We start from the raw sequence: 26,391 nt of genomic DNA, 5'->3' as shown, positions 1-26,391 counted from the left end.
CTCCTGAAGTGGCTTCTCGCAGTTGAGGGTGGTCGGGGTGCGCGCGGCGATCGCCTGGCGGTCAGGCGGGGTGTCGGGGGCCGTGACCCGGGGGCGGGGTGAGGGTGGAGGTGTAGTTCTCGCCGTCCACCAACGGGTTCTCCAAGCTGACGCCGGCTTCAGCCATGCGGTCAAACTCGGCAAGGATGAGCCGCTCGGTACGGTATTCGCCGTACTTGGCGATCTCGTTGTTCTTCAGGCCGCCGCTCTCGGTCTGGAAGGTTTGAAGTATGTATTCGGTGTCATCGCGACTGACGCCGTAAAGGTGAAAGAAGTACGCGTCCAACTCGGCGCGAATTACGCCGCGACGTTCCTCGTCCCACTGAAAGGGGTTACCTTGGTCGCCGAGATCAAAGGCGAGGGGCGTCATGTCGTAGGATGTGTAGACAAGTTCAAGGATGCGATGAATGAGGAAAGGAAGATGGGGGGTCAATGACTCAGGTGTAGGGACAGGGAGTTGTTTCCACACGAAAAGACCCATACTGGTGCCACCGATCTTCTGTCGACTCACGTAATCGAACACTAGCGAGCTTTGAGAGGCGACCAGGGCTGCAGAAAGGGCGGGGGAAACTTGCGGAAGCATCAAAGGGAATTTGTGGCCGACTGCGGTTCGCGGCAGGAAGGCGGGGATGGCCGTGCGCTCGTTCGTTGAGGCGGTTACGTCACACCAACCGCATAGCCATTTCCGGTCCCACTTCATCTCACCCAATCGGACATTCACGCCAGGCACGGAGACGTCCCTGCCATTGCGGCGGGTAGGGATGAGCCCGTCCCCAGCGATCCAGTGCAGCGGTAGGGCGGGCCGTCCAGCGTCTCCGAGCTCATCCTGACTGAGGTAACGGGGCTGATTCTGGCGGTTAACTGCCGTCTCGCTCTTCACGACATCGGCGGCGCGATGATTGAAGAAGCTCACCATCTTTGCTTCATAGAGCGGTAGCATTCGCTCCCTGCCCCGAGTGAATACGTTCCCGTTGAGCTCCCAGCCCTCGGCTTCCAACGCCTCGCGTGTTCGGAAGAGATCGGAGTCGTCGGTCATGTCGAAGAGGCGCTTGAAGGTGATGCCCCAGGGGTTTCCACCGAGCCTTGTCTCGTCCCACAGCACTGGGATCCGCCGATAGATCGCCGCTGTGAGATCCGCGTCCCGACGCGAGCGGAAGATCGGCAGTGTGCCGGTGTTGGGGTTGATGAGGATGATCTCCTCCGGGCTGAGCGCGAAGACGCGGTCGGCGTGTTCGAGGTCGGTGGTGTCGTGGAGGAAGAATGCGAACTTGGCGGCTGGCTCGGAGACGCCCCGGCCTGTGAGGGAGAGCAGACAGAATTTGTAGCTGGAGTGCACTCCCTCGAATAGTGGCTTCTTGTTCTCGAAGTCATAGAGGGAGGCGACTCCACCGCGTTGGGTGAAGCCGTTGAAGAGGTGCTGAGCTCCTGCCCCGGTAGCTATCGCGGTCGGGACGATGGCACCGAGGCGGCCCTGTGGCGCCACGATTGACGCGAAGCGTTCGGTGAACAGCTGATCCGTCTGAAGGGAGTTGACTCCTTTGACGGTCAACCCTTGTGCACACAGAGGAAAGGAACCGGAGCTCGACGCGAACAGGAACGTCGACTTCACCATCCGCCGTGTCGCACGGTACCGCTCGCCTGCTTCCGGATTCTCCTTTTCCCACTCGACGATCCGGGTGCGCCGGGCGGTGCCGGAGATCGCAGCGATCGATGGTTCGACCACGCTGAAGTACTTCTTGTCCTCGAAGTCGACCTTGTCCCAGGGGGGATTGCCCACCACGCAGGAGAATCCTCCGGCCCAACCCGTTGCCGGGTCGATGTCCAAGGCCGTTCCGCCGTCCTTCGGGACCGTGAAGACCTCGGGGAACTCCAACTGCCAGTGGAAGAACTTGTACTGGTGGGCGAGGTGGACGATCCCGTCACGGGTGGATTCAGGTATCCCGCCGCCGGGGTTCTGGAGGTCGCGGAAGACGCCCTCGGTGACGGGGGCCACGGTGCCCTGGACCTTGGGCCAGACGAAGGCCGCGCACCAGGCGTCGGCGATGTTGAGGGCGTGGAGGTAGTCCGCTGACTGCTCCAGTTCGCGGAAGCGGCTGGACTGAAGCCGAACGTCGCGCAGGGTGTCGGACCTGGCGGTGGTGATGTCGCGGAGGCTGGCCGCGAAGGAGGCGTTGGAGACCCAGATGCTCTCTTCGGTGGTGAAGCTGAGCTGGCCGGCCCGTTCCTGGGTGTTCCGCCTCCTCAAGCCCTCCGCGATCTTCCTGTCGTCCCCCTCGATAGGTTTGAACGCGTCATCCGGGATGCCCTTCGCCAGTAGCGCCGGCGTAGCCCCAATCAACGCGTTGCCGTGCTTGACGTGAGAGTCCAGGAACCCCAGCGGCTTCCCCGGCTCCAGGGCCTCCAACCACAGCGACACCTTGGCCAGTTCGACCGCCATCGGGTTGAGGTCCACGCCGTAGATACAGCGCGCGACGACCTCGTGCAGGGCATGCCGTACCGCGTCGATCGTCGGCTCCGGGTTCTGCTCCCGCACCGCGGCCACGCGCTTGGCGACGCGCCGCGCCGCAGCGACCAGGAAGTGGCCTGAGCCGCAGGCCGGGTCGCAGATCGTCAGGTTTAGCAGTTCCTCGACGATGGCCGGGCCCGGGTCCGGCTGGCCCGAGCGCGTCGCCCGGATTTCGCCGCGCTTCACCGCGTCGTCGATCACCGGGTCCAGCGCCGAGTCCAGCAGGCACTCGATGAGCGAGGACGGGGTGTAGTAGGAGCCCGTCGTCTTCCTCGCGTTGCCCGCCAGCTCGACCAGTTCGAAAGTGCGCTCGGAGGCGTTGTGCTTGGGGACCAGTTCCAGCAGGGACTCGTAGATCGAGCCCAGCTCCTCCGCGTCCAGGTGCCGATAGTCGACCACCCGGTTCCGCTTGCTGCTCATGTCCCGCACGATCGACAGCGCCCGGACCGCCTCCAGCAGCGGCTCGTTCGAGAGAGACAGGGGGTGCAGGACCTTGTCCGCCTCCGTGTCGTCGAAGATGCCACCCAGGCCGGGCAGGCCCAGCTCCGGCAGGCCGTCGTCGTTGCCGAGGCCCGACAGGACGAAGCGCAGCGCCTGGTACAGGTCACCGTGGGCCGTGCCCCGGCGGCGCTGGGCGTGCCGGCGCAGGCGGGCTGAGGAGAAGTACGCGGCGTACCGCTCCTTCGCCGTCTCGTCCGCCGACGGGTACAGCAGGACCTCGCGGTCCTCAGCCACGAACAGGAACAGCAGCCGGTAGACCAGACGCAGCAGCGCGTAGTGGAAGGTCTTGACCTCCAGCGTTTCCCGCAACTCCCGGTTGTCCGGGTGCTTCAGGAAGCCCGTGCCGAGGGTCGTGATCGCCCGCTGGACGCCCTTCCTCAGCTGGTCCAGTGCACGGGTGCCCTGAGCGATCGCCTCCGTGCGCCACTTCTCCAGCCAGCACGTCGACGGCGCCGCGTCCTCCGCGACCTCGAAGCGGGACACGTGCAGCAGCCGGTACAGCAGCACGAACTCGCTGAACAGCTCGCCGTCGAAGATCGCCTCAAGGTCGAACTCGACGTACGACGCCGTGGCCAGGGCGCTAGAGTCACGGAGCAGGCGGACCTGGCGGCCGTTCGTCAGGATGCCCCACAGGTGGGCCTCGGTGCGGTTCAGGCACTCCTGGAGCATCGACTGCGGCGGCACTGTGCCCGCGCCCCCCGGACGCTTGTCCAGGTTGGCGTTCCACTGCACCTGGTGGATCAGCGCGTGCTGCCAGCGGTGCGAGACCTCGAACCGCTTCTCCGTGTCCGAGTCCGCCGTAACGCCGTCCGTGCCGATCGGCGTCAGGCGGCCGAAGCCCAGCTCACGCCACAGCGGCGCCAGCCAGTCGGCACTCGCACGACCGGTCGGGTCGGTCGCGGGTAGGCCCGTCTCCCGGTCCTCGGGCAGATGCTTGCGCAGCTCGCGCCAGAGCGGCTTCAGGTACTCCCAGCTGCGCTCGGCCTCGTCCCGTACCGACCGCGACGACGGCAGGCCGTAGTCGGCCGGTTTCGAACCCGGGACGTCCTTGCCCTCGGAGATGCGCAGCAGCATGTCGGCCGGCAGCAGACCTCCGACCGTGTGGACGGCGGTGAACACCTGGTTGCGAGTGGTGGCGGACATCAGGCGGACGCTCCAGAGACAGCAGCAGGGGCGGGGGAGGAAGCAGCGGGGTTGGCGGGCAGGTACAGGTACGCGCCCAGGACGTCGGCCGGCTTCTGGGCCGTCACCGACAGGCCCCGGACGATCTCGCCGGACGCCTGCCGCACTCGGCGGTGCGAGGCGTCCAGTTCGGCCGCCAGATCCTCGCCGTACGTCTCCAGATAGCCGCTCGCATCGGGGAGTTGGTCGAGGATGCGCTTCATCATGCGCTCACCGAAGTGTGGGTCCGTGTTCTCGGACGCCGTCGCGTCCAGCAGCGCCGCCGCACGCTCCTGCGACAGCCACACCGCGTTCTTCGGGGAGCCCTCGAAGGCCAGCAGCCGCGCGTCCTCCGCGACCAACTGCTTCTCGCCGCTGCGCGACGGCAGGGTCAGGTGGAAGCGGTAGCGGACCAGGAGCAGAGTCGTGCGCGTGGTCACCGCGTCCGTCGTCACCACACCGCAGCGGCGTGCCGGGCGGGCTCCGTCCGCCTGGGTGTCCAGCGCGGCGTTCAGGACGTGCGACGCCAGCGCGCCCACCACCGGGTCCGTCCGTACCAGCGCGGCCTCGCCCCGCGCCACCGCCGGGTCCGTGCGGAACGGGATCGGGCGGTCCTGCTCGATCACCTCAGCGCCCACGGCCGTCGCCAGCGCGTCTCGCAGGCCCGCCGGCGTGCCACCCACCTGGGCCGTGAAGTCCTGCGACGGGTCGGCTCCGCGCAGCACCGCGCCCAGCGAGCCCAGCGCCTCCCGTACGAACGTCTTCACCTCGCCCGTGCCGCCCAGCGCGTCCCGGATCGCGGCGACCTCCCGGGCCACCTCCTCCGGGTGGATCGAACGCTGCGCGAACCGGGAACGCGACGCCTTCTCCCGCTCCGCCGCCGAGTTCCAGTCGCTGTCCAGCTTCGCCGTGCTCACCTTGAACGCGTCCGCGCTGAACAGGGCGTCCTCGTTCTCGCGGCCACGCATCAGCAGCCACTCCACGATCGCGTCCGTCACGCCCGTGGACAGCTCGTCCGGGATGGACACCGAGATGCCCAGGTCCTTCTTGATCTGGCGGTGCTTCTTGATGAGGACTTCGAGGACCTTGCCGTCGATGCCGTTGTCATCGCCGTACAGGGTGATGACGCGGACCTCGTCGCGGCGCTGGCCGTAGCGGTCGACGCGGCCCTCGCGCTGGTCGTGGCGGGTGGGGTTCCACGCCAGGTCGTAGTGGACCACCGCGTCGAAGTAGTGCTGGAGGTTCACGCCCTCCGACAGGCAGTCCGTGGCGATCAGCACCCGACGCGCCGCGGCGTCCTCGCCGGCCTCCGTCGCCAGCGCCTCGATGTTGTCGATGCGCTGCTGCGGCGACAGCTCACCGATGACGGCCTTGACGACCGTCTTCGCGCCCAGCGGGCCGCGCTTCTTCGTCTCCGGGTCGTTGGCCAGTTGCTCGGCCAGGTACTTGGCCGTGGGGATGTAGCGGCAGAAGACGATCGGGTTGTAGCCCTCGGCCAGCAGCGCCCTGAGGTGCTTGATCAGCGCCTTCAGCTTGAGGTCCTGCGTCGGGCCCTCCAGCTCCTGCGCCCGGTCGGCGAGTTCGGCCAGGCGCGAGCGCGGGTCGTCGGTCTCGATCTCGGCGCCCGGTGCTACGTCCATGCCCTCCATCGAGTCGCTGTCGGCCGCGTCGCTGTTCAGCGGGGCGCCGAGCTTGTCGGCCTCCTCCGCCGAGGACGCGACCGCTGCCGCGGACCTCGTGCGCAGCGTCTGGGCCGCCGCCCGCGGGGACGACACCAGCGAGCGCAACAGCGCGATCGCCGACCACCAGGCTATTCGGGCCTCCCTGCGGCCTCGGCCGTCCGCCTCCTCCACCCGCTCGCTCGCGTAGGCGATCGCGTCGTCCAGCAGGGCCCGGTACGCCGGGGACAGCTTGTACGTCTCGTCCTTGAAGTAGCGGTCCGAGGGGAACGCGGTGCGCTCGGCGAGCGAGTCGTCGGCCAGGCCGTCCTCCTTGGTGAGGTACTGGCGGACGTCCGCACGCTTGCGGGCCACGAAGTGCTGGGCCAGCAGCTTCCGGCCCCTCTCCGACTCCAGGTCGACGTGCGCCAAGTCGGGCTTGACCAGGCCCAGCAGGTTGCGGAACGCGGATTCCTTGCCGCTGTGCGGCGTCGCCGTCACCAGGAGCAGATGTCGTTCCTCGTCCTCGGCGACGCGCCGCAGCAGCTCGTAGCGCAGCTGGTTCTGGGTGCCGGTCTTGGTGTCGTCGGCCGCCACGCACGTGTGCGCCTCGTCGACGATCACCAGGTCGGGGCAGTGCCGTACGAAGTCGTCGCGGTGACGGGTGGACTTGATGAAGTCCGTGGAGACGACGACGTTCGGGTAGCGGTCGAAGAGGGACTGGCCGAGGTCCAGGCCACGCTCCAGGCGAGTGACCGTCGACGACAGCACCAGCTCCGCGTCGATGCCGAACTTGCCGCGCAGCTCCTGCTGCCACTGTTCCGCCAGCGCGGGCGAGCACAGCACGGCCAGGCCCGACGCCTCGCCCTGTGCGAGGAGTTCGCTCGCGATCAGACCCGCCTCGACCGTCTTGCCGATGCCGACGTCGTCAGAGATCAGCATGCGGACCGTCTTCTGGCGCAGCGCCATCAGGAGCGGGACGAGCTGGTACGCGCGCGGCTCGACGGCGATGCCGGCCAGCGAGCGGAACGGGCCCGCGCCCGAGCGGAAGCCGACGCGCAGGGCGGTGCGGAGCAGGCCGGCCGCCCGCTGGTCGCCGAGGTCGCTCGGCTCGGGCGCGGCGAACCGGGCCTCCTCGACCGTCTCGAACGCCGGGAAGACGGCGGCGACGTCGTCGTCCGAGCCGCCGAGCGGGCGCAGGACGAGCAGGTCGGGCTTGCTCTCGGGGAGCACCACCCATTCGCGGCCGCGGGCCTTCACCAGGGAGCCTGCGGAGTACGTGAGTGCCATGTGTGTTGTCGAGTCCTCGGGAGAAGGCGGGCGTCAGTTGGCGGTCGGCGTGCCGAAGTAGCGGGTGTTGGCGGCGGCGATGGCGTCCCAGTCGGCGTCGTGCGGGAAGCGCACGACGTCCCAACTGGCGTTGAAGAGGCGGTCCTCGGCGTCCTCGTCCCGGAAGGTGTCCTGCTCCTTGTCGGGTGTGTCGACGAAGACGGCCACGTTTCCGCCGGGGAGTCGGTACACGAAGTCGGGCATCGCGTTCGCCTCGGTGAGGAAGGGGCCCGCCTCGTCCGGCAGGTTCAGGCCCCGGGCCTTCGCCCAGCCCAGGAAGTCACCGTTCGCGGCCAGTTCGGCGGCGGCCGACGCCTCGACCGCCGTCGGTGCCGCCGGGGTCTGGTCGAGCAGTCGCCGGTACTGCTCCGACCGGGACTCGCCGCGCGACTCGCGCTCCGCCGTCCCCGAGGCGAACCGCACCAGCAGGTGTCGGGCCGCATGGCGGTTGATCAGGGCGTGGTCGAGCTGGTTGCCGTACGTCAGCAGGCACTCGTAGCAGCCCAGGGCGCACGGGCGGTCCGGGTGCGGGCCTCCCAGATCGGTGCCGTCCTCGTCGAAGTGGCAGATCGACAGGGCGTACCGGGCGGCCTTGGCCAGGGCGTCAGGCTCGGCCTGGAGGCGGCGCAGCACGCCCGCGCCGCCCTCGGCGGCCTCCATGAACAGGAACCGGTTGCGCGGTCCGCCGTCCGGCGGCAGCAGCTCGCTGGACAGCTCGGCGTCCTCCAGTTCGAACGCGGCCTCGATGCCCCGCTCCAACGCGTACATGAGGGACAGCGCCTCGGGCTCGGGCAGGGCCTCGTCGAGGGTGACGACGAGGATGTTGCGGCGGTCCTCGACGTACGGGATGACCCGCTTCTTGCGGCGTCGCTCCTTGCCGTCCTCGTCGACCACGGGCAGCTCGCTGGAGTCGCCGGATGCCTCGGCGGCGTCCTTGTCGTTCATCCAGCGGCCGTCGGCGAGGTCGAGCCAGTAGCCCGCCGGCTCGTCCTTCTTGGCCCGCACCCGGCCGAGGTTGGTGATGCGGACGGTCGCCGAGTCGCCGTAGGCGAGGTCGGCGAGAGGGACGTCCGTGGCGTCGGCGACGGACGCGTTGAGGCGGCCCTTGCGGGCACCGTGGTCCTGGAAGCGGTACGACATCTCCAGGCGGAAGCCGGCCCGACGGCGCTCCTCCTCGTCGGAGGAGATCCGCTCCCGGCGTGTGGTGTAGACGGTATGCAGCTGGAGCAGCCCGTGGGTGGCCGCGCCCAGCGGCTCGTCGCACATGTGGCAGCGGTCCTGCCGCTCGGCCGGGTCGTGGTGGTAGCCGCAGTGCGTGCAGCGGCGGGCCTCGCTGGTCGCCAGGTCACCGGAGGAGTCCGGCGGCAGCTGGATGCGGGTCACCTGGTAGCGGGCGCCCTCGTGGTAGATGAGGGAGCCGGGGCCGAACTCGCGGATGGCGAGGAAGCGGGGACGCTGGAGGTAGTCGCCGTCACCCCGGCGCCGGCCGATGGTGGGAATGTAGGCAGCCAGCGGCAGGCGCGGGAAGCTGTATCCGGGCAGGAAGCCCTCGGAGGCCAGGTAGCGGTAGGGGTTGAAGTCGGAGAGGACCGACTTGCTGTCCACGCTCTCGTTCATCAGCAGGTTGAGCTGTGTCTCCGCCTCGCGGCGGCGGGCGTTGGCCCGGTTGCGGTCGCTCTCGGTGAGGCTGTAGTCGAGGCGCCGCTTGTTCTGGATGTACTGGTCGTCGAGTGCCGCGCGGAACAGTTGCCGCCACCGGTCAAAGGCCCGGTCGAAGCGCTCCGGCACCGTGCGGACCCGGTCCTGGATCCAGTCGTCGTGCCACCACGTGGTGTCGGCGAAGTCGGGCAGAAGCGGGCCGAGCACCCGCAGCGCCGCGTCCACCGTGCGGTGCTGCGCGGTCTCGTCCAGGGAAGCGTCGAGGATGTCGGGGAGCAGCTCCAGGGCCGGACTCGGGCGGTCGCCGGTGTCCGGGTGCGAGACGTCCAGGACCTCGGGTATCGCGCGGCCCAGCTTCAGCCCGGCCTCGGCTATCCATATGCCCTGAAGGTGGGAGAGGACCAGATCCTCATTGGCGAGGTCCAGGCGCGGGGGAGCCACCGCGCCCGCCACCATCCGCTCCGAGCGGCGGAAGTAGTACTGGTCGTGGCTGTTGCCCGTCGCGCAGTACGTCGTCACCAGCGCGGGCTGGCCGCTGCGGCCCGCGCGGCCGGACCGCTGGGCGTAGTTGGCGGGCGTGGGCGGCACGTTGCGCATCATCACCGCGTTGAGGGAGGAGATGTCGACGCCCAGCTCCATCGTGGGGGAGCAGTACAGCAGCTTCAGCTCCGCCTTGCGGAACGCCTCCTCGCGCCGCTCCCGCTCCTCCGGGGCGACCTGGGCGGTGTGCTCGCGGGCGAACAGCCCGGACAGCGCGCTCGCCGCCTCCTGGTACAGGTCCCGGAAGAAGGTGTTCACCCGTGGGCCGTCGCCGCTGGGGTAGGTGCGGGTCAGCGGGTCGTGCGTGCCCGTCTCGCCCTTGCCGGCACGCCAGATCAGCGACTGGGCCGCCACTCGGTATCCGGTCTTCACGGCCGTCGTCGGCCTGCGGTAGCGGCCCGCGCGCTGCGGTGCCTCCGCCACCTCCTTCACCAGGCCGTTGGCGGCCAGCACCTTCAGCAGTTCGGCGATGACGAGCTGCAGATCGTCGGGGGAGAGCTTCTTGAACGAGGCGTCGGCGCGCCTCAGGTACTTACCGAACTTGCCGCGCGCCGAGAGGAACAGCCCGGAGCGGTCCAGTCCCCGGCCCGACGGGTGCGGGTAGGCGGTGCCCACGCCCGGGCGGTCGGAGGCCGACAGCACCCACGGGTCCACCAGCCGTTCCTCGCTCGCCCGCTGCAACGCGTCGAAGTCGTCGCGGAAGTACGACACGTCGATGGCGAGCGAACGGCGCATCTCGTTGAGCAGCACCTTCATGATCTCGGCCCGCAGCGCCGGATCGGCGTCCCGCAGCGCCGCGTGGGCGTGCGCCCAGCGGTCCTGCTTGTCCGCGACCCAGCGCAGATCCGCGTAGTCGATCTCCAGCAGACCGGTCTGTTCGAGGTTGGGCATGGTGATGCGCCAGCCGCGCTCCAGGTCGAGGTAGAGCCGGAAGGCGACCACGTCGCGCAGCGTCTTGGCCGCCGACTTGGCCATGGTCGGGGGAAGATCGTGCTCGCCCGTGTAGTCGACGGGAGCGATGCCGAGCGCGTTCGTCACCGCCGAGGCCAGTTCCTCATGGGCGAGGCCGTCCTCGCCAGCGTCCAGGGCGGCCCGGTACAGCGCCCCGCGCAGCTGGGTGATCTGCACGAAGTCGTTGAAGTGGCCTGCCTGGAGCGAGGCGTCCTGCCGGTTGTCGACGAAGGTAAGGAGCTTGCGGGCTTCCTTGTCCAGGGCCTCTTCCGGCACCGACTTCAGGGACCTCACCACGGACGCCGAGATGAGGGAGGTCGCCGAGGAGCGGCCCTCCTGATCCAGCGTCGCCAGCTTCGCGAAGTCCCGGCCGCGCGTCTGCTCGTAGGCCACACCGCAGTGCAGGCAGAACAGGAACGGCGACGGGATGAACGCGGCCTGCAGCTCGCCGCGGCCCTCGTGGCCGAACGGGTCCACGGTGATCGCGCGCGGCACCCGGTCGCGGTACGTCTTCTTGACCACCTCCTGGTCCCTGTCGTCCAACTCGAGCCAGGACTCGGGGAGTCGGCGGTCGTCGACGGCGTACTGGACGCTGGACGGCCAGGGCCGCTCCTGGTCGATGAAGAGGTAGCCGTCGCCCTGGCGCCCGCCCGTGGCGGAGGTGTCCCGGCGCGCCTCGTAGCGCACCTCGCCGTCCTTCTCGGTGCGCCAGACAGTCAGGTATTCCTGGCCGCACTCCCTGCAGAAGGCGAGGGGCATCAGGAGCTTGCCGCCGCTGCCCGGCTGCTCCAACTGGTAGGAACGGGTCAGATGGCGGGAGAGCTTGTCCTCCAGGGTGACGTACACGGTGTCGCCCTTGGACAGGAACTGGTGCAGCCGGAACGCGAACAATGGACGGTCGGTGACCGGATGCCGGGCCTGCGAGCCGGCCTCCAAAGTGGCCTCGATGGCCCTCGCGCAGTCGCCTTCGGCGACTCCTGACAGCGCGGACAGCTCGCTCGCCGCCACAGCGATCGTCGTCGGCTGTCGGCGCACCAGCCGTCCGGTCGCTTCTTCCGTGGCGAGGCCGAAGCGCGTCTCGATCCAGCGCGCCAGCGGGTCGCGCACCAGATCGCCGTACGCACGCGGCGCCACCGGGGAGCCCAAGCGCTCGGCGGGGACAGTGTCAGGGGCCTCGTCGGTGGCGCGTACGAGCGTCTCGCCGATGACGTGATCGGGGCTGACCGGCGTGCCGAACAGGCGGCTCGCCACGTCGGCGACCACCATCTTCTGGTCCTCCACGCTGCCCTCGGTCGACATGGTCGCCGAGGTGCCGATGCACTGCACGTCGGGTGCCTGACAGGCCTCGCGGACCCGGCGGATGAGCAGGGCCACGTCGGCGCCCTGCCGGCCTCGGTAGGTGTGCAGTTCGTCGAAGACGAGGAACTCCAGGCCCTTGGCCATCTTGATGAGGCTGGCCCGGTCGGCCGGCCGGGTCAGCATCAACTCGAGCATCACGTAGTTGGTGAGCAGGATGTCCGGCGGGTTGTCGCGGATCTCCCTGCGCTTCGCGTCGTCCTCCTGGCCCGTGTAACGGGCGAAGGTGACCGGCTCGTGGCCCTCGCCGTACCCGTCGCGCAGGTACTTCTCGAGTTCCTTGAGCTGACTGTTCGCCAGCGCGTTCATGGGGTACACGATGACGGCGCGCACCCGCTTGACTGCTTTCGGACCCTCGGAGTCCCGCTCATGAAGGACGCGGTTCACGATCGGAACGATGTACGACAACGACTTGCCGGAACCGGTGCCGGTGGTCAGCACGTACGAGGCACCGCGCGTGGCGGCGTCGATGGCCTCCCGCTGATGGCGGTGGAGGGTGAGCGGCCGTCCGTCCGGAACGGTGCCCCCTTCCGCCTTGCCAGCCTGGAAGATGCGGGCGCACTCCGGGTGGAGCACCTGCTCGCCGACGAGTTCGGCGACCGTGCCGCCGCTCTGGAAGAACGGGTTGAGCGACAGCCACGGGTCGGGCCACTGCGATTTGTCGTCGAGGTCCTTCTCCACGAACGCCGCGACGCGGTCGTCGCGGATGACGGTGCCGCCCTCGGTGAAGTCGCGGTAGTCCTTGATGAGGGCGCGGTGCACACCGAAGACGTCCATCGCCGTGCCGGAGACTGTGACGGGCGCGGGACGTGCCACGGGCGCGGACGCAGTGCTGCCGTTACGGGAGGTGCCGGGGGCCAGGGGCCGGGTCGGGTCGAGGGCGCTCCAGTGCGGGAGTTGGGACGTGTCTGCGTCCCGCACGGCCAGCGGGGCCAGGCTGTCGCGCACGTCTGCGGCGCTGGCCGGACGGTCGGCGGGGTCCTTCGCGAGGAGCCGGCCGACCAGCCGGACCAGCTCGGCGGGGATGTCACGGCGGATCACACCGAGGGGCGTCGGCTCGGCCTCGAGGTGCTTACGGGCCAGCTCGAACGGCGATTCGCTGACGAAGGGCGGTGCGCCGACGAGCATCTCGTACAGCACGCAGCCCAAGGCGTAGAGGTCGGCGGCCTGGGTGACCTGACGGGCCTGGAACTGTTCGGGCGCCATGTAGCGGGCCGTGCCGACGCTGACCCCGGTGCTGGTCAGCCGAGTTTCGTCCGGGTCGTCGACGATGCGGCCCATGCCGAAGTCGAGCACCTTTACGGTTCCGCCCTGGATCAGCATGACGTTCCCGGGCTTCAGGTCGCGGTGCACCACATCGGCCGTGTGGGCCGCACTGAGGCCGTCGGCTATCTGCGCGCCGATCGCGGCCACCCAGGAGACGGGCAGCTGGCCCTCCTCCTCGATGAGGTCGCGCAGCGTCTCGCCGTCAAGGAACTCCATCGCGAGGTAGGGCAGTCCACCGTCCGTGCTGATACCGCCGGCGATGAGCCGGGTCAGGTTCGGGTGCTCCAGGCGGCGCATGATGCGCACCTCGCGTGCGAAGCGCTCAACCGCCTTGTCGTCAGCGTCGGTGTCGATCAGTCCACCGGTGCGGCGACGCAGGATCGTCTTCACGGCGACGTCGCGTCCGGAGCGTCCCTCCGGCGCCCGCATGTCCTCGGCCCGGTGGACCTCACCCATGTTGCCCTTGCCGATGGCTTGCCCTATGTGGAACCTGCCATCGATCAGCTCGTGGCGCACGGCCGCTCCCTGCACTCTCCCCGTCCCGTCAAAGGGACTTGCCCCTGTGTTCACCGACGTCCCGCCGCCTGGTTCCGAAGCAGAGGGTGCGAACGCGGTCACGGTACAGCAGCTGTGTGCGCTTTTCTAGAGCCCGTTGTGCGTTGACGTTGTCAACGTGTAGTTCTACTGTGTGGGGCGCAACTGGGGTTGGGGGTGAGGGGTATGGCGGGGTTTCAGGAAGCGGGACATCGGGGGGTGTCGGTGTCCGTGACGAAGGCTGCGCTGGCCGAGTTGATGGCGCAGCTCCGACGGGCCGCTGTCGGCGGGGTCGTGCCGGAGGCGATGTTCCTGGAGCAGGCGTGCGGGCTCGGGCTGGGCGAAGCCGAGCGAGAGCGACTGCGGGGCGAGCTGATCAAGCTGGGTGTGCCTGTCCTGCCCGCCCACAAGAGCGTGGTGCATACACACGTCGACATTCCAGATGTGCGAAAGGTTGTACGTAAGCGTGAAGAAAATGTGTCCCCCCGTCTCGGGCGGGTCCTGAGTCTGCTCGAGCGCTATGCGGACGACGAGGGGTATGTGACGTCGCGTGCTCTTGAGGGGGCCGTCCGCCTCACGGGACTGAGCGCTCGCGAGGCCACTGCCCTGCGTGCGGCGGCCCGGGTGCGGGTTGCGGAGCGACCGCCGCGGGCTGAGCGTCCGGCGGACTCGGAGAGTCATGACCGTACGGACCGCCCAGAGCCTTCGAAGTACTCGGCAGCCGAGTCGGCGGAGGGCCTCGAGCCCGGTACGCCCGAGGCGGCCGCACCCTCCGACACGGATGTGGCCGCCGCCGTGACCGCGGCCCGGCAGGTCATGGGCGAGGACCGCTACCGGCGGGAGCCGGGCAGCCGCTTGCTCACCGCGCAGGAGGAGGTCGGGCTCGCGGTGCTCGTGCGCGGCGGTCTGGCCGAGGAGCCCGACCAGGAGACCCTCAGCGCACTTCCGCCGGACGACATCAGGATCCGGGCACGGGACTGCCTTGTCGTGCACAACCAGCGGCTTGTCCGCAGCCTGGTTCCCCGCTATCTGGAACAGGGGCTGGACTACGAGGACCTGGTCCAGCACGGAGTGCTGGGGCTGTTGCGAGCAGCACGCAAGTTCGATCCTGCCAGAGGCTTCAAGTTCTCCACATACGCGACCTGGTGGATCCGTCAGTCCATCACCCGGGGCATCGCGGACGAAGGTTCCATCATCCGGATTCCCGTCCACATGCACGAGCAGATCCGCAAGGTGGCCAACGCCGAACGCTCGCTGGCCGCGCAGGGGCGGTCCGCGACCGCGGCCGACGTGGCGGTGCTGTGCGACATGAGCCTGAGCAAGGTCGAAGAGGCCCGGCGGCTTAGCCGGCGCACCGACTCGCTCGACCGTGTGGTGGGGGACGGGGCCACCCTGGGTGACTTCATCGCCCGCACCCAGGGAGTTCCGTCGTTCGAGGGGCGGGTGCACGACGCGCTGCTCCTGGAAGACGCCATGGCCGTGGTGAACACCTTCTCCGGCCGTGACCACCGGATCCTCGTCGGACGTCTGGGCCTCGACGACGAGGAACCGTTGACGCTGGACGAGCTGGGACGCGAGTGCGGTGTGACGAGGGAGCGCATCCGTCAGCTGGAGAGCAAGCTGATCCCGCAGCTGCGAGCGAGACTGCGGCAGGCGGGCCTCATCGGTGCCGGCGGTGGCGTCTCGCGCGAGCAGCCGGAACCCGTCGTGACGTCGGCGCCCGCTGCGGCCTCCCGCCGCTCGGTCACGCGCGCGGTGCCAACCGTTCGCGGCGTCCCTGCCGAACCTACGGTCGCCCGGCCGGTGGCCGTCCTGGATGACAGTGTGTCGGAGGAAGCCGTGGCACTCACGGACGCACCGGACTGGGACCGTGCCCGCCGCTTGGCCGGCTCCCCGTCCGGACAGGCTTGGCTGGCGAACTACACGCTCGCCGCCTTGGGAGGTCGGGCGCTCACCGAGATGTTCGGAGAGCCGGCGGCCGAAAAGGTGCTGAGGGTCGCCCGCGAGCGTGAACCGGCCGATCATGACGTGCTGGCGGCGCTCGAGGTGATGCGGCGTGTCTGCGACGGCGTCGCACAGGCCGGGCTGCGCCCCGAGGACTTCCTCGACCGACCGTCGGAAGCGCTGTGCGGTGTGACGCCCCGGGCCTACCTCGCCCGCAAGCCACTGGTGCGCGGCGAACCCCGGCTGGCGCTGCGCGACGCGCTTCGCGAGTTCCTGGCGGCCCCGGCCCCGGCCCCGCTGTCCGAGGCGCCGGTGGCGGGCGGCGCGGAGGAGGATCCGGGGCGGGTGGAAGCGGTCGAAAGTGCCCCGGACACAGGTGCCTCGGCCGAAGGGCTTTCGGTGGAGGGGACATCGGCTGCCCACGCCCCGGGTGAAGGCGCCCGAGGGGAGGGTGCCCGGAGGGAAGGTGTCCCGAGCGAAGGCGCCCCGGATGACGAGACCTCTGGCGAAGGGACCTCGGACGGAACGGGCGTGACCCGCACGCTCTCCCCTGAGCTGGTCCCGGCACCGTGCGATGAACCTGCCGACGCGCTCGACGATTCCGCAGCCGAGCCGCAGTCCGACAAGCAGGCCCCGAGAGATGAAGTGGCCGCCGGTGCACCCGCCCCGCCCCGATACACGGCCGACTGGGACAAGGCCCGGGAGCTGAAGACACCGCCCTTCGGCGGGGGAGTGGACTGGCTCGCCGAGTACGCGCTGCTCGCCGTGGGGCATCTGCAGCTGGCCGTACTGCTCGGCCCGTCCGCCGCGGACGCCGTGGTGAGGGCCGCGCGGGACGGGGGCATGCTCAACCGCCATGTGGCCAGGGCTCTGGAAGTCCTGGAGAGCGTCTTCGACGCGGTGAAGGAGCTGGGAGTGCGGCCCGAACACTTCCTCCAGCGGCCCTCCGCGACCCTGGGCGGGGCGACACCTCGTTCGTTCCTGGCCGCGAAGCCCCTGGTGGGCAACGAGTCGCGTTACGCCATCCGTGACGCGCTGCGTGAATTCGTGTCGGCAGCGGCGCAGACGCCACAGACGGACGTCGAGCCGGAAGCGGTGGAAGGTTCTCCGTCGGAGCGGCCTCCGGAGGACGCCCCGAACCTGCTCGCCGGGGTCCGCGCCCGTCACGAGGCCGAACTCGTCCGGCTGACCGAGACCCACGAACGTCGTATCGGGGAAGTACGGCAGGAGGCCGACGCGCGTGTCGCGGCCGCTTTGGCCGAGGGAAAGCGGCAGCTCGACAGCCTGGAGGAGGTATTGCTGCATCGCGTGGACAAGGCGCTGGCCCGACAGGAGGAGCACCTGCGCCGCCAGGCCGAGGAGCGTGTGACGCAGCTGAAAGAGGAGCACCGCGAGGCGACCGTCGCCGCGACGCGTCGCACGCAGGAACGCATCGTGGACCTCGAGATCCGTCTCCGGCAGTCGGAGACGGCGTCGAAGACGGCCTCGACGGGGCAGCTATCCCAGCTCCAGGCCCGAGCCGAGCAGGCGGAGCAGCGCCTGCGGCAGTACCGCGAGGAGGCCGAGGCGCGCGTCGCGCACCTGGAGCACCGGCTGCGGCAGACCGAGACGCGGCTCATCGCCCGGGACCGCGCCATGTACGAGACAGGGCAGCGTGCCGCCGACGACGTGGAGCAGGCCGTGCGGCGCGCCGAGGCGGCGGAGAAGCGCGCCGAGGCACTGATGTCCGCCGCCGACCAGGCGGAGGCCCGGGCGGCACACGGGCAGCAGCTCGCCACCGCACGCCTCGCGCAGGTCGAGCATGACGCCTGGGCGCGCATCAGCGAGCTGGAGGCCCAGCTCGCCGCCCTGCAGACTCCGGCGGCCGGCCGGACGCCCCTGCGCGAACGCTGGCGCCGCTCCTGACGACGGCCGGCCGCGTCGCACCCTTCCGCCAAGCACCGATCAGTTCCAGGAGCACCATGGACGCCCGGCAAGAACTCGTCGACTACCTGCACCGGCAACTCGTCGGACCGGCCGCGGGTGAGCACGAGATCCTCGACGCGCCGCCCGACCGGCAGTACCTCATGGGCACCCTCTATCCGCAGGAGGCTGACCTGCAAAAGCAGTTGAGCCTAGCCGCGGAGGAGCCGGAGGGGCCCGGCACCGAAAAGCGAGCCGACGACACGGCTCCCTCCGCCGATCCCGTTCCCGAGGCCAACTCATGGCTGCCGTCCTCCCTGGGGCTGAGCTTCTACACCGATGCCACCGCCGTCACCGTCAGCTGCTCCGGCGCCCGGTACGAGACCAGGGCCGCCACCGGCGAACGAGGCCGACGCTGGGCGCGGGTGCCGATCGACCTCGAGACGCACACTCTCGGACCGGACCGTGACCGCCTGCCCGTGCTCGACGGCCGGGCAGAAGTCCGCGTCAAGCGGCGGACATTCGGCAACGGGCACCTGGTCACCGTGGCCCTGGTCAACACCGCGCACCACGAGCAGGCCCTCGGCAAGGCGGCACAGTGGGACCGCATGCTGTTTCAAGCCGGTCTCGAGGCCCGGCCTGAGCACGGCGCCGTGCTGCCCTACCCGAGCGTGCGCCTGGCCAGTCGCGACCCCGAGGAGCAGGAACTGCGGCTGCAGTACCGGCACGTCCAGACGCACGCCGTCGGGCACGGGTGCGCCGTCGAGGAACTGCACGACGAGGACACCGGGCGCGTCACCGGAGTGAGAGCGGCCGTCATGCCGAAGGCCGAGGTCAGCGGAACCCGGGCGGCGGGCCTCACGGACACGCCCGTGCTGAACGTCCTGCACCTCGCGGACCCGGTCGTCTCAACGGACCAGCTACGCGAAGAACTGGGCGAGTTCGCCGCGCACTACCGCGCCTGGTACGTAGGCCAGCTGAACGCGGACGTCCCCGAGTGGGGACGGGACGCCGCGAACCGGATTCTCGAGCGCATCGGTGCGGCGGTAGCCCGGATCGAGTCGGGGGTGCGCACCCTCTGCGATCCGCGCCGGCCCGAACTTCTGCGCGCCTTCCGTGCGGCGAACCGCGCCATGGCGCTGCAGATGCGGCACTCCGCCCGCGACCAGGCCGGCGAGCGGCGCGCCCGCCGTGACCCGGTCCTGCTCGACCCCGCGCCACACCCCGGCGCGACATGGCGGCCGTTCCAGCTCGCCTTCTTCCTGCTCGCGGTGGACGGCGTCGCCGACCCCCGGCACCCGGACCGAGGCACCACCGACCTGATCTGGTTCCCCACCGGTGGGGGAAAGACCGAGGCGTACCTGCTCCTGGCCGCCTTCGTCATGCTGCTGCGCCGCACTGAGGTCGACGGCGGCGGAACCGCGGTGCTCAGCCGCTACACCCTCAGCCTGCTCACCACCCAGCAGTTCCAGCGCGCGGCGACCACCGTCTGCGCCCTCGAGACCCTGCGCCGCGCCGACCCCGGGACATACGGAGCGGAGCCGTTCTCCATCGGCCTCTGGGTGGGCGAGGCCACCTCTCCCAACTCCTACGACAGCGCCCGCACCAAGTTCGAGGAGGTGCGCGGGGCCGCCAAGCCGAACGACGTGTTCATCCTCGACCGGTGTCCCTGGTGCGGCACGCGCATCGTCCCCTCCCACAAGTCCCCGGACATCGGCGACTACGGTGTGCGGGCGGCGGCCGACTCCTTCGCCTTCTTCTGCCCGCGCGACGAATGTGCCTTCCACGACGAACTGCCCGTGAGCGTCGTGGACGAGCAACTGTACGACCGTCCACCCACGTTCGTCCTCGGTACCGTTGACAAGTTCGCCCGGCTGGCCTGGGAGCCGCGCGCTGGGCGGCTGTTCGGCGCCGGCACACGAAACCTTCCGCCGTCACTGGTCATCCAGGACGAACTGCACCTGCTGACCGGCCCCCTCGGCACGACCGTCGGCCTGTACGAGTCGGCGATCCTCGGCCTGTGCACCACGACCGAGGGAATTGGCCCGAAAGTGGTGGCCTCCACGGCGACGATCCGCCGCTCCGGCGAGCAGATCCGCGCGCTGTACGGCTGCGACGTACAGCTCTTTCCACCGGCCGGACTCGACGCCAGGCACTCGTACTTCGCCGAACCCGACACCTCCCGTTCAGGACGGCTGTACCTCGGTGTGATGGCCCAGGGCCACACTGCGGGCCGGGCCTCCGTGGCCACCGCCGCGGCCATGCTCCAGGGAGCCTGGGAGCTGCCCCTGGAGGACCGCGACGACTACTGGACCCTCGTCGCCTACCACCACAGCCTGCGCGAACTCGGCCGTACCGTCACGGCTGCCGCCGACGACATCCCGGCCCAGCTGAAGGGCCTCGACGCCGGCGCCGGCGTACGCGAGTTGCGGGACCACCAGGTGCAGGAGCTGACGAGCAACCTCCCGCGCGCGGAGCAACCCGTCCTGCTCGACCGGCTCGAGAAGAGCTGGCAGGACGAACAGTCGGTGTCCTTCCTGCCCTGCACGAACATGCTGTCAGTGGGCGTCGACGTGAAGCGGCTGTCGCTCATGCTGATGCAGGGGCAGCCCAAGACGACGGCCGAGTACATCCAGGCCACCAGCCGTGTGGGCCGGCACACCGTTCCGGGTCTCGTGGTCACGTTCTTCAACGCGACCCGCCCCCGCGACCGTTCGCACTACGAGACGTTCGACGTGTACCACCGCTCCCTCTACCGGCACGTCGAACCGACCAGCGTCACACCCTGGTCGGTTCCCTCGCGCCGACGGGCGCTCCACGCCGCGCTCGTCATCCTCGTACGGCACCGGCTCGGCCTGGCCGCGGAGAACCGGGCCGGAGACCTCCTCGACCGGATGGCGGAGGCCGAGTCGCTGGCCGACGACCTGGCGTCCCGGGTGGTCGCCGCGGGCGAAGGCCCGGCTGCCGAGGCCGTGCGCAAGGAACTCGGTGAACTCCTGGCCGCCTGGGAGGACGCCGCTCGCGAGGCGCGCAAGGAAGGCCGGGAGCTGTACTACCGCAGCCAGGGCAAGGGCCAGTCCAATCTGATCAAGAGCTTCGAACAGCGCTACGGCCTGTGGGAGACCCCCAATTCCATGCGCAACGTCGACCGGGAGTGCCAGGTCATGGTGAAGGGAGCGGACCTGTGAGCCGCACACTGCGGGTACGCCAGTCGCAGACCGTCCTGCCGTTCGGCGTCGGAGCCGTCTTCGACATCCAGGGCGAGTCGTTCGTGGCCACCGGCATCGGTGACTGGCCGCAGCGGGCCAAGCAGCGCGTGGAGTCGGCCAGGCTCGCCACCCGCCTCGGCGTCACCGGGTTCTACGCCGCCCCGCCCACAGCCAACGAACGGTACGACGTGCCGGACGCGCCCGGCGCTCCCTACATCCGCTTCCCGTCCTGGCTGTTCTGCGGCGCCTGCCGACGCATGAAGCGCTGGCGCATCGCCGACGAGAAGCCGGGGCAGCCACCACGATGCCCGTCCTGTTCACCCGGTCCCACGCTGGCGCCCATGAGGTTCGTGCAGATCTGCTCCGCCGGCCACCTCGGAGACATCGACTGGTGGTTCTGGGCCCATTCACGGCGTGAGGCGACCGAGCGCCGGGAATGCGGTGAACGGGAGAAGCTGCGCTTCCTGGTCTCCGAGCGGGCCTCCGGCCTCGAAGCCCTGTCGGTCACCTGCACGGCGAAGGGCTGCGGGGCCGCGCGTGACCTGCTCGACATCCTCGGTACGCACGGCATGCGCTGCTCGGGACGCAACCCGTGGCAGCGAGTCAACGAGGCGGCGGAGTGCGTCAAACCCGTTCAGATCGTGCAGCGCACCGCCGGCAACCTCTACTACCCCGTGGTGCACTCGGCCCTAGACATCCCCGAGACGGAAACACCCGTGTACGCCGACGAGACATGCGCGAACCGGGTACGCGAGCATGACCTGTGGGTCTCCCTGTGCAAGGTCGCGGCGACCCCGCGCGCCGAGGTCTTCCGCGGCATGATCAAGGACGACACCGGAGCGGACGACGCCTTGCTGGACCTCCTTCTGGCCGAGGAGACCGGACAACCGGTGCCGGCCGGGCCAGGGCCGGCGACCGCGGCGGAGCGGCCTGACCTCAGCCGCGAGGAGTGGGCGGCCTTCATGGCTCCCGTGCCACGCGCCACTCGTGACTTCGCACTGCGGGAGACCACGCTCGGTCTGGCCCAGGAGACCACGGAACCCTGGGCAGGCCTGCGGCGCGGTATCGGGAGGGTCCTGCTCGCCGACCGGCTACGAGAAGTGCGCGCGCTGTCCGGCTTCACCCGTGTGTCCCCGGATGCCGCCGTCGTCCCCACCGACACGGCACGGCGCCTGAAGTGGCTGCCCGCCGTGGAGGTCTTCGGCGAGGGCATCTTCCTCACCCTCGACAAGGGCGCGCTGAGCGACTGGGAGGCGGACGACCGAGTACGCCGCCGCGTAGCGGGGATGCGCGCCGACCTGGACCGCGCCTTCCAGAAGGACCGGCTGGAGGCCCTCACCGGATCTGAGCTGTCCCCGAGGTTCGTCCTGCTGCACACACTCGCGCACCTCCTCATCCGCCAGTTGTCGTTCGAGTCCGGCTACACGACAGCCAGCCTGCGTGAACGCGTCTACGCCCGCCCCGACCAGGACCAGTACGGCATCCTCGTCTACACCGCCGCCGGCGACGCCGAGGGCACCCTCGGCGGACTCGTGCGGCAGGGCGAACCACCCCGATTGGCGGAGACCCTGCTGCGGTTGACCGAGGCTGCCGCCTGGTGCTCGGCGGACCCGCTGTGCGCGGAGCACTCCGGGCAGGGTTTCGGAAACCTCAACCGGGCCGCCTGCCACGCCTGCGCCCTGCTGCCCGAGACGAGTTGCGAGGCCGGCAACACTTTGCTCGACCGCGTCCTCGTCGTGGGAGGCGAACGCGTGCCCGGCTACTTCGAGCCCGTCGTCACCGCCGGCCGGGCAGCGGCGGCCGCGGCTCTGGAGGAGACCGCGTCATGACCCTCACGTACCTGGACCTCATGCCGGACCAGCGGTCCGCGCTCGATGGCCTCCCGTTCGACGGCAACCACCTGATCAGTGGCCCGCCAGGCAGCGGCAAGAGCCTCCTGGCGGCCCAGCGTGCCGTGATGCTGGCACTGACCGGCATTCCGGCTGTTCTGCTCACACGCTCCCATCTGCTGCACCAGTCCCTGGCTACCACGGTCCACGCGCTGGGCCCCAGAGACCGGAGTGTGCGCGTCGCCACGGCGCACTCCTGGCTGGCCGACTGGTACGGCCCGAAGGCTCCGCGCGCAGAAGACGGCTGGTACGACTGGCCGTCGTTCTTCGAGCGAGCCGTTGAAGCTGATCCCGACCCGGGACTGACCTTGGTCGTCGACGAGGGCCAGGACCTGCCTCCCGAGTTCTACAGGCTGTGCAGGCTGCTCGGTGCCCGCGTCACGGTGTTCGCCGACGAATGCCAGCGTCTGACGGACACCAACTCCACTCTGGAGGAGATCGCCCAGCGCCTCGGCCACTGCACACGTGTCGAACTCGAGGGCAATCACCGGAACACCCGGCAGATCGCCACGCTCGCCGCGCACTTCCACACGGGCGTCGGCATGCCCGCCGTGCCCGACCGGGACGGACCGCCACCGCGCGTGCACCGGCTTCCCGAACGAGGCGCCGCCGACCTGCTGATCACTCTGACCCAGCAGCACCCGGACCACACCATCGGCGTAGTCGTGAACTCGCGGCACGCACAGTTCTCTCTGCTCGGCAGCCTGGAGAACCGAGCACCTTGGCTGAAGCCCCAGCTGTACACGTCCCAGGCCGTCAAGGGCCGCTACCGCACCCTGGACCTCGCCCGCCCCGGGATCGTCCTGGTTCACCGCGCGAGCGCGAAGGGGCTGGGGTTCGACACCGTCGTCATTCCTGACACGCACACCGACGCCGCCACCGACCCCACGTCGTCCGCCCTGCGCATGACGTACTACGTCCTGGCCACCCGGGCCCGGCGTGAACTGCACTTCGCCTATGAGGGGGACACGGAGCCGCCCCTGCTGGCTCAGGTGGGGCCGGGGGTGCTGATGCGAGGCTGATCCCCGAGTCTCCTGGTCATGTGCAGGCCAGGCAACGGCTGGTCAGAGGATGCCGCCGTGTGGCTTCGAGCGGCCCGCGTACCCTACTCCGGCGGCGTAGGCGTCTCGGCGTTGCGGTACATCGCCTGGACGTCCAGTTCCAGTTGTACGGTCGGGCCGACGACAGCGATGCCGCGGGCCAGCATGGAGCGCCAGTTGAGGGTGAAGTCCTCGCGGTGCAGTTCCGCCTTCGCCAGGGCCGCGCAGCGCAGCTCCTGCTCATAGCCGCCGTTCACGGTGCCGAGGTACGTCGTGTCCAGGCCTACGGAGCGGCTGGTGCCGTGCATGGTGAGCGTGCCGTTCAGGGTCCACCTGGAGCCGCCGCGGTAGACGAAGCGGTTGCTGGTGAAGTCGATGTACGGGTAGCGCTCGACGTCCAGGAAGTCGGCGGAACGCAGGTGGTTGTCGCGGGTCTTGTTGCCCGTGGCGATGCTGGATGCGTCGATGCGTACAGAGACCTGGGAGTCGGTCACGTCCGGGGTGACGCGGATGCCGCCGGTGAAGCGGGTGAAGCGGCCGTGGACGTGGGCCATGCCCACGTGCTTGGCGATGAACCGGATCGCGGTGTGCGGTGGGTCGAACAACCAGGTGCCGGACGGCGGGAGTTCCAGCTGACGGGCGGGCAGCAGCGCGATGCGGGCCGGGGGGAGGACAGCGCCCTCGGCTATGTCGACGTTGCTGCGGGCCGGGGTGAGGCCCTCGGCCGAAGTCATCACGCTGTAGGTGCCGGGCGGCAGTGCCGCCATGAACAGTCCGTACGGGTCGGTGGTGCCGCGCGCGACGACGCGGTGGCTGTCCAGCGCGGTCACCGTCATCTCGGCGCCGGGCATGGGCTGCCCCATGGGATCGACGACCTCGCAGCCGTAAGCACCCGCGCCGGCCGGTAGGGGCACCGACAGGCCCGGCGCGGCAGCGGAAGCGTCACGGAAACGCCGACGCCGGAGCAGTCCGAGGGCCATGCTGTTCACCTTTCCTCGCACGTGTCGCCACCGCGGGACGCCATCGTGCGGCGGTGTCCCACGGTGGCCCATACGCGCCTGATGCTGGTTGCAGACGCGATGATGTCAACTATTCAACGATCATAGGCAGACGGTGCGGGGTGGCTCGTCGCCGAGGGCGAGTTGCGAAGAGGTCATCCGGCTTGCCGAAACGCCGTGAAACGCCGTGATCGCGGGCTCAGCGGTTATGGCCGACTCATGTTGCTTTGCTTCGGTGCTGTGGCGAAGGACACCCCCTCGGCGGCGCCTTGTTCACGGGTGCCTCGCGGATCCGTCACGGGGTCCACACGTGCCTCCGTCTCCTGTGCCGGGCAGCACCGGCCACGGCAGGTCAGTGGGGGTGCGGGTGAGTGGTGCGCGGCAGGCGGAGGCCGGTTCCGGCGAGGAGCAGCAACACCGCGAGGCCGGAGAACACGCACGCCGCGGTGAAGACGTCCGACTTCTCGTCCTCGAACATGCCGACCGCGGTGAGCGCGAGGAAGACGCCCGCGGTCTGGAAGCCGCTTCCCTTCGGCATGGGGCCCGCCGTGCGCCGGCGTCTGCGCGGGATCCATAGGCGCAGGAGTTCCACCGTCGCGGCGAGGGCGAAGATCCGTGAAGCGAACCTCACCCACAGATGCGCCGTATTGTCCCCGAGTTCGCCCACGCCGACCACTGTCGTCAGACCGAAGTAGAGGATCGGCAGCAGCCAGGCGAGGCCGGCGCGGAGTCCGGGTTGCCGTTGCGGCTGCGGCTGGGGCGATTCTCCGGCCTTGGCGAGGGTGACCCTGGGGCGGGCCGCGCCGATTACGGACGGTGCGGGGTCCGACGGGGTGCGCGGCGACGGGATGCCCGGCAAGGGTGATGGGTCCGGGAGGGCTCGCAGGGCCCGGGTCTGTGCGCGCCGGCCTCGGCGGCCCGCATAGCCGTACCGGTGGATGTGGGACGACAGTTGGGTCTGGAGGGCGAGCAACTGCTCCGCCATGGCGTCGAACTCGGCCCGGCGTTCGGCGGCGCGCTCCGCTGCCTCGCGGTGGTCGGCGGTGAGCCGGGCCAGGATGTCGCCGTGCGCGCGGCCGGCTTCCGCGCGAGCCGCTTCGACGGCCTTCGGCGCGTCCTGTAGCTCCCGCTGAAGACGCTTGCGCTCGCCTTCGATGATCTCGGCGATGCGGTGCCGTTCGTCCGGCGGCAGTTCGCGCGGGGCTCGGGCCTCCGCGCGGGCGACCGCGGAGTCGCGCCATGCGATGAGCGGACGGCCACGGTGTTCGCCGATACCGTTGATGTGGACCTTGCGCCCTTGGCGCGGTGGATGTAGAGGACGTCGCCCCCCTTGCCGTTGGGTGCCTTCCCCCAACTGACGCGCTTGAAATCGGCGGCTGTGCGGATGCCCTGCCCGGCGAGGTCGCGGATCAGGCCCTTGCCGATTCCGTTCACCTCGCTCGAGTCGAGGTACGTGCTGCCGAGCGTGCGCTCGATGGATTCGCGGCGCAGGACGGCCAGGGCCTGCCTCTCCTGGGTGTCACGCTTGCCGTCGAGTCCGTTCAGCCGGCGGGTGAGCGAGGCCTCCTGGCGCACCTGGCGCTCGTGGATGCGCTGCAGGGCCTTGCCGTTCGCGGCCTCGGCGCGGTCGCGGTCCCGTGTTTCGCGGTTCAGGCGCCGCTGATCGGTGAGCTCGAAAGCGCGCCGTTTGTCGTGGAGGCGCCGGAGGGCCCGGATCGACTCGATGAGCCGGCGACGTTCGGCGCGCACCTCGGAGGGGGAAGGGGTGGCGCTCGGCGGGACGGGGACGGGGACGGACCCGTCCCGCTGCGTAATCGTGCTGTCGGTCAACGGAGTTCTCTCACGGGGTCGGGCGGAAGCGGCTGCGAGGCGGGCCGGGCAGGCGGCGCGTGCTTGTCCTGCCTGGTCA

9 protein-coding genes are annotated in these 26,391 nt (G+C 69.8%); 4 read left to right on the top strand and 5 right to left on the bottom strand.

Going from position 1 to position 26,391, the window contains the following annotated elements:
- Positions 1–61: 61 nt before the first annotated feature.
- From ABZ478_RS06795 to ABZ478_RS06785, 3 genes are read right to left on the bottom strand one after another with little or no spacing between them, the layout of a single operon-like run.
- Positions 62–4,189: a DNA methyltransferase gene (locus tag ABZ478_RS06795; protein ID WP_359545987.1), complete on the bottom strand. Its 4,128-nt coding sequence runs from the start codon at positions 4,187–4,189 to the stop codon at positions 62–64.
- Positions 4,189–7,155 (bottom strand): helicase-related protein, encoded by a 2,967-nt coding sequence (locus ABZ478_RS06790; protein ID WP_359545985.1) that lies wholly within the window; start codon positions 7,153–7,155, stop codon positions 4,189–4,191. The genes ABZ478_RS06795 and ABZ478_RS06790 overlap by 1 nt, the downstream gene beginning before the upstream one ends.
- 33 nt (positions 7,156–7,188) lie before the next feature.
- A complete protein-coding gene (locus ABZ478_RS06785; protein ID WP_359545983.1) occupies positions 7,189–13,482 on the bottom strand; it encodes a protein kinase in 6,294 nt (2,097 codons plus the stop codon).
- A gap of 801 nt (positions 13,483–14,283) precedes the next feature.
- Between ABZ478_RS06785 and ABZ478_RS06780 the strand changes: the two genes are divergently transcribed.
- From ABZ478_RS06780 to ABZ478_RS06765, 4 genes are read left to right on the top strand one after another with little or no spacing between them, the layout of a single operon-like run.
- Positions 14,284–17,349: a sigma-70 family RNA polymerase sigma factor gene (locus ABZ478_RS06780; RefSeq protein WP_359545981.1), complete on the top strand. Its 3,066-nt coding sequence runs from the start codon at positions 14,284–14,286 to the stop codon at positions 17,347–17,349.
- 56 nt (positions 17,350–17,405) lie between these two features.
- Positions 17,406–20,534 carry a helicase-related protein gene (locus tag ABZ478_RS06775; protein WP_359545979.1) on the top strand — a complete coding sequence of 1,043 codons (3,129 nt, stop codon included), beginning with the start codon at positions 17,406–17,408 and terminating at the stop codon, positions 20,532–20,534.
- Positions 20,531–22,384, top strand: a complete 1,854-nt coding sequence (locus tag ABZ478_RS06770) for a DUF1998 domain-containing protein (RefSeq protein ID WP_359545978.1) — start codon at positions 20,531–20,533, stop codon at positions 22,382–22,384. The genes ABZ478_RS06775 and ABZ478_RS06770 overlap by 4 nt, the downstream gene beginning before the upstream one ends.
- Entirely contained in the window at positions 22,381–23,466 is a 1,086-nt protein-coding gene (locus ABZ478_RS06765; protein WP_359545976.1) for a DNA helicase, read from the top strand. The genes ABZ478_RS06770 and ABZ478_RS06765 overlap by 4 nt, the downstream gene beginning before the upstream one ends.
- 83 nt (positions 23,467–23,549) lie before the next feature.
- Here the strand turns inward: ABZ478_RS06765 and ABZ478_RS06760 are convergent, their stop codons facing one another.
- The gene (locus ABZ478_RS06760) at positions 23,550–24,464 is read right to left on the bottom strand and encodes a YceI family protein (protein ID WP_359545974.1); all 915 of its coding nucleotides are present in this window, start codon (positions 24,462–24,464) and stop codon (positions 23,550–23,552) included.
- A 370-nt stretch (positions 24,465–24,834) separates the two neighbouring features.
- A complete protein-coding gene (locus ABZ478_RS06755) occupies positions 24,835–25,836 on the bottom strand; it encodes a hypothetical protein (protein WP_359545973.1) in 1,002 nt (333 codons plus the stop codon).
- Positions 25,837–26,391 lie beyond the last annotated feature (555 nt).

The sequence above is a fragment of the Streptomyces sp. NPDC005706 genome, assembly GCF_040631045.1.
Classification (GTDB): domain Bacteria; phylum Actinomycetota; class Actinomycetes; order Streptomycetales; family Streptomycetaceae; genus Streptomyces.
Note: the sequence above shows the minus strand (reverse complement) of the source record. Positions and strands in the feature narration are given on the sequence as shown.